This window comes from Neisseria sp. P0021.S007, assembly GCF_051956855.1.
This window is the reverse complement of the sequence record NZ_JBQCXA010000548.1, coordinates 1-682: the sequence shown is the minus strand read 5'-3', so window position 1 is coordinate 682 and position 682 is coordinate 1. Positions and strand designations below refer to the sequence as shown.

Below are 682 nucleotides of genomic sequence, written 5' to 3'. Positions count from 1 at the left end.
CGGTCACGTTGTTCGCGTCTTCTGCTGAAGCAGTGACGGTCACTTTGTCCGAACCTGCGCTCGCAGTCGTGCCTTTGGCGTTGACGGTATAGATGTCTTGGCCGTTGGCGCCGGTCGTTTTCACCACGTCTTTGATGTTGGTGCCGGCTGCAACTTCGGTACGGGCAGCGGCGCTTTGCTGTTTCAGCTGGCTGTAGTTGACGGCGTCGGTGTCATCGGTACCGGCGGCAACATTGGTAATCTTGTTGCCGGCGGCATTGATGCCTGACTTGGTCACACTCGGGCCACCGGTAATGGTGAGGCCGTCTGTATTCAGTTTGCTGTCGCCTGCGGTGACGCTGTCAACGGTAATGTCTTTGGCCAGTTTGAAGTCAATCTGGTTGTCAGACACGGTGGTCACGATGTTTTTGTCGCTGCTGCGGTAAGCAACGGTTTCGCCCAGTTGGACGTTGTCGTCGTTACCGTTGTCGGCGGCAATGTTCAGACCTTTGGCCACGTTGGCGTTGGTTTCTTTCAGCTGACCGTAGTTAACGGCGTCGGTATCGTCGGTACCGGCGGCTACGTTGGTCACTTTGTTGCCGGCGTTGTTCAATCCGTCTTTGGTCAGTTTGACATCACCTGCTTTAACGCCGTCTTGGGTCAATGCAACATCGTCGCCTACTTTCACACCGTCGTTGTTCAC

General features: G+C 55.6%; 1 pseudogene. It reads right to left on the bottom strand.

The features are described 5' to 3' along the window. A pseudogene (locus tag ACTHUR_RS14540) lies at window positions 1-682 on the bottom strand (hypothetical protein); the annotation flags it as partial.